The sequence below is a fragment of the Streptomyces sp. SID14515 genome (genome assembly GCF_010548505.1).
GTDB lineage: Bacteria > Actinomycetota > Actinomycetes > Streptomycetales > Streptomycetaceae > Streptomyces > Streptomyces caviscabies.
The window spans coordinates 1-6018 of the sequence record NZ_JAAGMH010000075.1 but is presented as its reverse complement, the minus strand read 5'-3'; the positions used below and the strand labels follow the sequence as shown (position 1 = coordinate 6018).

Below are 6018 nucleotides of genomic sequence, written 5' to 3'. Positions count from 1 at the left end.
CGTGGCGCTGCTGGCCGGCGCGGGCTGGCTGGTCTCGCAGGGCGGCGGCGAGCAGGACGGGGGCGGGGGCGGCGACCGGTCGGCCTCGGTGCGGGGCCAGGGCGAGGGCGAGGGCGCGGCGGGCAGCGGCTCCCAGGAGCGGTGGAAGGACACGCACCCGACGCTGAAGATCGGCGTCAAGGACGACCAGCCCGGGCTGAGCATCTTCGACAAGAAGTCGCGTACGTACCAGGGTTACGACATCGACCTGGCCTACGCGATCGCCGAGAGCATGGGCTACGGCAAGGGCGAGGTCGCCTTCACCACGGTCGCCACGGACTACCGGAGCACCGCGCTGAAGACCAAGCAGGTGGACCTGGTCATCGCCTCGTACAGCATCACCGACGACCGCAAGACGGCCGCGCCCGACGGCTACAGCGTGGACTTCGCGGGCCCGTACTACGAGGCGAGCCGGGGCTTCCTGGTCCGCGAGAAGTCGGCCAAGTACACGATCAACGACTCCAGCGACCTGCGGGACCTGGGCGTCGAGGTGTGCACGGCACGGGAGTCGACGTACGAGAAGGCGCTGCCGAAGCAGGGCTTCACCATGGCGAAGTCGCAGCCCAACACCTATCAGGACTGCCTGGACAAGCTGCTGGACCCGAAGTCCGACGTGTACGCGGTGGCCTCGGACGACATCATTCTCGCCGGGTACGTCGAGGCCAACCCGGGCAAGGTGCGGCGGCTGGAGAACATCCAGGGCGCGGAGGGCTACGGCGTGGCGATGCGGCCGCGGACCCCGATCCTGAAGGGCGAGGTGTGCTCGGCGCTCCGGACGATCCTGAACGGCAGGATCTGGGAGGACATGTACAAGGAGAACCTGTCCGGCCTGGTGGGCAACGAGAACCCGCCCGGCCTCCCGGACCTGACGGAGTGCAAGGGGTACTGAGACCCGGTCACCGCTCCCGGCGCCTGTGCGCGCCGGCCCGGCTCACCGCTCCGGGAACCGCTCCCCGCACCGGCTGCAGAAGACCGGCGCGGGGTCCTGCGACAGCCGCCCGCACTCCGGGCAGACCCGGTCCAGCATGCAGGGCCCCTCGCCACCCTCGTACGCCCCGCTCGGCGGCTTGATCGCCAGGCCGGGGCGGCGGCGGTGGACGGTGAGGTACGTGAGCCCGTCCGGCCCCGCCGCAAGCGCGCGCCGGGACGTACGGGGCAGCCAGAGCGCGGTGCTGGGCGCGAGGTCCAGCACCCGGCCGTCACCCGCCCTGACGCTGCCCGCGCCCGCCAGGACGACGAGGAGCACGTCGAGCACGTCCTCCTGATGCTCACCGACCTCCGCGCCCGGCGGCAGCCGCACCAGATTGGCGTCCAACTCCCGCCCGGGCTCGGCCAGCTGCCACAGGGCGCCGCGCTCGCCGGGTGCGGCGAAGGCGAGGAGCGCGTCGAGGACGGCGAGGATCCGGGGGACGGCGTTCACGGCGTCCAGGCTACGCGGCCACCAGGGCGGGTACGCCGGCCGCCGCCACCGGCCACGCGGCCTCCGTACCCGCGTAACGTGGCCCACCGCCCACCCGCCCGCCGCACCGAGGGGAACGACGCCGTGCACCGCGAACCGAACGACCTGTACCCGCCGATCGAACCGTACGACAGCGGCATGCTGGACGTCGGCGACGGCAACCTCGTGTACTGGGAGGTGTGCGGCGACCCGGACGGCAAGCCGGCCCTGGTGGTGCACGGCGGCCCCGGCTCCGGCCGCACGCCCCGCGCCCGTCAGTACTTCGACCCGGACCGCTACCGGGTGGTCCTCTTCGACCAGCGGGGCTGCGGTCGCTCGACACCGCACGCGAGCGACCCGGCGACGGACATGGCGCACAACACGACGGCGCACCTGATCGCCGACATGGAACGCCTGCGGGAGCACCTGCACATCGACGACTGGCTGCTGTACGGGGGCTCCTGGGGCTCGACCCTGATCCTGGCGTACGCCGAGGAGCACCCGGAGCGGGTCACGGAGGTGGTCATCCCCTCGGTGACGACGACGCGCCGCAGCGAGATCGACTGGCTCTACCGGGGCGTCGCCCCGCTCTTCCCCGAAGCCTGGGACGCCTTCCGCGCGGGCGTCCCCGAGACGAGCGACCCGGCCGGCCTGGTCGCGGCGTACGCCCGCCGCGTGGAGAGCGAGGACGCCGCCGTACGGGACAGGGCGACGGCCGACTGGTGCGCCTGGGAGGACGCGGTCCTCTCGATGGAAGCGACCGGGGGCCCGGCCCCGTACAGCGGCCGCCCGGACCGCGACCAGCAGGCGCTCGTCCGGATCTGCTCCCACTACTTCGCCCACGGAGCCTGGCTGGAGGAGGGCCAACTCCTGGCCCGCGCCCACCGCCTGACCGGCATCCCGGCCGCCCTGATCCACGGCCGCTTCGACCTGGCGAGCCCCCTGGTCACCGCCTGGGAACTGGACCGCGCCTGGCCGGACGCCGAACTGACGGTCATCGACAACGCGGGCCACATGGGCGGTACGGAGACCCGGCGGGCGGTGCTGGAGGCGCTGGACGGTTTCGCGGCGAAGCGGTGAGGCGGCACGCGGAGTGGAACCGACCGGGTTCGATGCTTGCCCCCACCAATGACTCCTCAGAACCCAAAGAAGAGAATCTTCAGATTGATCGAGGCCAAAATTACTCCACCCACCGCAAAAAACCCGGCCGGAATCCTCAGGATGAGGTCGTTGTGATGGAAGGCTGAAAACATCCTCCTCCCCAGAAAGTCAGAAGCGACTTCGGCCCAACCCTTCACATTCAAAGCCAGCAGGGAACCGAAAACGGCAAGGAGAACCCCGGCGGTCAGTTCGCCGTAGCTCACCGAATGAGAAGTCCGTGCCGCAAGAATCAAATCGTGCATGTTTCCCCTTGGAGGCGCACGGGCCTGTGCAGCCCGTGCGCCCGAACATGGGTGATCACCAAGTGAAGAGGTGACCTATCCTGGTATTGTAAGCACTTTGCATACCGGCTTCGAATCCGATGCCGGCTCCTGCCGCCAGTGACGTGGTCGTCACGGGTTCCCCACGACTGTTCAGCACAGTCTCCACCCTGTCACCCGTTCGGTTGATGGCGTACTCATGACTGCCGGAGACGCTTACGCCGGCCCCAATCGTCGCATTGGCCCCAGTGCTGTCTCCGCGAAGCTGCTCGAAGTCCGTCGCGTTGCTGCCGTACATCTCGTACTGGAGCCCCCTCCGATCGATGCGGTCTCCGCGCCGTAGTTGAAGGACACCCCGTAATCGGTCTTCCCGTCCGAATGGTTGGTTGTCACCAAGCAGACCTGCATGGTTCCTCCGATACCAATTCATCCTCGGCAATGGCGGCGTCAACGACGTCAAGTCCTACGAGTACTGGACCGACTGGGATCTCACTGTCCGCAGTGTCACGCCGAGCACCGATCTTGACGGTGACGGCAAGATCGACGCCAAGGTCGTTCTGACACCGCCCGCAGCCGGAGCCCAGCGGATCTACGTCCGCAGCCTCGACGCAGCCCAGAACCGCTCCGACCGGGCCGCATACCTCTTCTACGCGAACGGGCTCTCCGCCCCGGACAAGGCTGCCGACCTCAACGGGGACCGCAATGCGGACTTCTATACGGTGAGGAGCTCGGGCGAGCTGTGGCTGTACCCCGGGCAGGGCAACGGCCGGGTCGGGACGGGAACCGTCGCGAGCAACAGCGACTTCGATCGAGCCGGCATCACCCATCGCGGGGACTGGGCCGGTGACGGATTCGAGGACCTCGTCGCGGCTGTGCCCGGGGAAGAGGGCAAGACCCTCCAAGTCTACCCGAACAACGGTGCCGGCTGGGCCTGTTCAGCACGCGATGAACAGGCCGATGGGCACTCCCGTTCCTGCCAGTACGACCGCCAGGAACTCGCCGTCTTCGACGGGGCCAACAACCACTGGCAGAACGCCGACCAGATCCTCGCCATCGGTGACGTGGACGGCCCTCTGGACACGGACGGCGACGGCACCGCAGAGGTCGCCGGATACCCCGACCTCCTCGTGAAGGAGGGCAACTTCCTCTGGCTGTACTTCGGTTCCGCCTCCTTCTACCTCGACGACGCACGCGACCCCGTGCTCGTCGGCAGCGGATCCTGGTCGCCCTACGACCTGGCAGCGCCGGGCGACCGCACCGGCAACGGCCACGTCGATCTCCTCGCGCGACACCAGACCAACGGGGAACTCCGGCTCTACGAGGGGACCGGCCTTTCGGGCGAGGGTCTCGGCAGCGGCCCCCAGTCCACTGTCATCGGTTCCGGCTGGACGCGAAGCCACCGGCCGTTGTTCACCGCCGTTCCTGACGCGGGGTCGGACAACAAGACGGACGTCTTCGCCACGGGTGGCGACGACAAGTTCTACCTCTACTCCAACATCTCCGGCAGCGGTGTAGCCGTCGGGACCTCGGGCTGGCTGGACTTCCAGTCCCTCAGCTGACGCGTCGGACAACAACGCAAGGGGGGCCTCCCGTCACAGTGACGGGAGGCCCCCCTTGTCCTGTGCGCTCCCTGCCCTACCAGGCGAAGGCCTCCGGCGACGGACCCGGGCCCGGGAAGATCTCGTCCAGGCCGGTGAGGACCGCCTCCGGGAGGTCCAGCTCAAGTGCCCGCAGCGCACTGTCCAACTGCTCGGCGGTGCGCGGGCCGACGATCGGGCCCGTGACGCCGGGGCGGGTCAGCAGCCAGGCCAGGGCCGCCTCGCCGGGCTCCAGGCCGTGCTTGTCGAGCAGGTCCTCGTACGCCTGGAGCTGGGCGCGGGTGGCGGGGTCGGCCAGGGCGTCGGCCGCGCGGCCCGAGGCGCGGCGGCCGCCCTCGGTCGTCTTCCTGATCACGCCGCCCAGCAGGCCGCCGTGCAGCGGCGACCAGGGGATGACCCCGAGGCCGTACTCCTGCGCGGCCGGGATGACCTCCATCTCGGCGCGGCGCTCGACGAGGTTGTAGATGCACTGCTCGCTGACCAGGCCGAGCGAACCGCGCCGGGCGGCCTGCTCGTTGGCCTGGGCGATCTTGTAGCCGGAGAAGTTCGACGAACCGGCGTAGAGGATCTTGCCCTGCTGGACCAGGACCTCGATCGCCTGCCAGATCTCGTCGAAGGGCGTGTTCCGGTCGACGTGGTGGAACTGGTACAGATCGATGTGGTCGGTCTGGAGGCGCTTGAGCGAGGCGTCGACCGCCCGCCGGATGTTCACGGCGGAGAGCTTGTCGTGGTTCGGCCAGGCCTCGCCGTCGGCGCCCATGTTCCCGTACATCTTGGTGGCCAGGACCACCTTGTCGCGCCGGCCGCCGCCCTGGGCGAACCAGGTGCCGAGGATCTCCTCGGTGCGCCCCTTGTTCTCGCCCCAGCCGTAGACGTTGGCCGTGTCGAAGAAGTTCAGGCCCGCGCCGAGCGCGGAGTCCATGATCGCGTGACTGTCCGACTCATTGGTCTGCGGGCCGAAGTTCATCGTCCCGAGGACGAGTCGGCTGACCTTGAGTCCCGTACGTCCGAGCTGTGTGTACTTCATGACGCCCAAGCCAACTCCTTCGAGTCCACTCCAGGCAAGCACGGGCCCCGGACGCGCCGGGCCGCCCCGCGGCGTACGACGCCGCCCGACGGCCCGCCGGTCTCAGCCTCCGAGGGCGGCCCCCACGGCGACGACGACGAATATCAGCACGAGCACGGCCGCCATGATGCGGTTTCTGGTCTTCGGGTCCACCCTTCGAGCGTAACCGCACCGGTCACCCGCCCAGCGGCCAGGCTCGCACCGTCTCGTAGCGCGGCCGCTCCCCCGGCACCCCGGACACCGGCAGCTCGCTCCGTACGAGGGCGATCTCCCCGGCCTCCCAGCGCTCCCCCTCGAACCCGGCCAGCGCCGCGGTGAAGGGCCGCAGGTCGGTGTCACCGCGGCTCCGGGCCAGGGTGAGGTGCGGGGTGTAGCGGCGGTGCTCCTCCATCGGCAGCCCGGCCCGCCGGGCGGCGGCCTCCGCGCGCTCGGCGAGCAGCCGCAGCGTGTCGAGGC

The 6018-nt window shown here is 69.7% G+C and carries 7 protein-coding genes; 3 read left to right on the top strand and 4 right to left on the bottom strand.

All coding sequences use genetic code 11. The features are described 5' to 3' along the window. The coding region (locus G3I54_RS15305; RefSeq protein WP_164615043.1) for a transporter substrate-binding domain-containing protein at positions 1–928 on the top strand (928 nt) is incomplete at its 5' end. 42 nt (positions 929–970) lie between these two features. Here the strand turns inward: G3I54_RS15305 and G3I54_RS15300 are convergent. Then, positions 971–1459, bottom strand: coding sequence for a hypothetical protein (locus G3I54_RS15300; RefSeq protein ID WP_164615041.1), 489 nt, complete (start codon positions 1457–1459; stop codon positions 971–973). Between the two features lie 123 nt (positions 1460–1582). Here G3I54_RS15300 and pip point away from each other — a divergent pair, with 123 nt between their 5' ends. Then, on the top strand, positions 1583–2557 hold the full coding sequence (gene pip / locus G3I54_RS15295; RefSeq protein ID WP_164615045.1) for a prolyl aminopeptidase: 975 nt from the start codon (positions 1583–1585) through the stop codon (positions 2555–2557). A gap of 56 nt (positions 2558–2613) precedes the next feature. On the opposite strand, the gene G3I54_RS15290 is transcribed toward pip, so the two are convergent. Next, entirely contained in the window at positions 2614–2880 is a 267-nt protein-coding gene (locus tag G3I54_RS15290; protein WP_164615039.1) for a hypothetical protein, read from the bottom strand. A gap of 404 nt (positions 2881–3284) precedes the next feature. Between G3I54_RS15290 and G3I54_RS15285 the strand changes: the two genes are divergently transcribed. Next, a complete protein-coding gene (locus G3I54_RS15285) occupies positions 3285–4457 on the top strand; it encodes a hypothetical protein (protein ID WP_203686333.1) in 1173 nt (390 codons plus the stop codon). 76 nt (positions 4458–4533) lie between these two features. Here G3I54_RS15285 and G3I54_RS15280 read toward each other — a convergent pair whose 3' ends face one another. Together G3I54_RS15280 and G3I54_RS15275 are read right to left on the bottom strand one after the other, a co-directional pair. Beyond that, a complete protein-coding gene (locus tag G3I54_RS15280; protein WP_164615037.1) occupies positions 4534–5523 on the bottom strand; it encodes an aldo/keto reductase in 990 nt (329 codons plus the stop codon). A gap of 214 nt (positions 5524–5737) precedes the next feature. After that, on the bottom strand, positions 5738–6018 hold a 281-nt coding region (locus G3I54_RS15275; protein WP_275407967.1), incomplete at its 5' end, for a 2'-5' RNA ligase family protein.

Excerpts from the sequence above, each read along its gene's own strand:
- G3I54_RS15290 (WP_164615039.1), bottom strand. The coding sequence starts at position 2,880 with ATGCACGATTTGATTCTTGCGGCACGGACTTCTCATTCGGTGAGCTAC.
- G3I54_RS15280 (WP_164615037.1), bottom strand. The coding sequence starts at position 5,523 with ATGAAGTACACACAGCTCGGACGTACGGGACTCAAGGTCAGCCGACTC.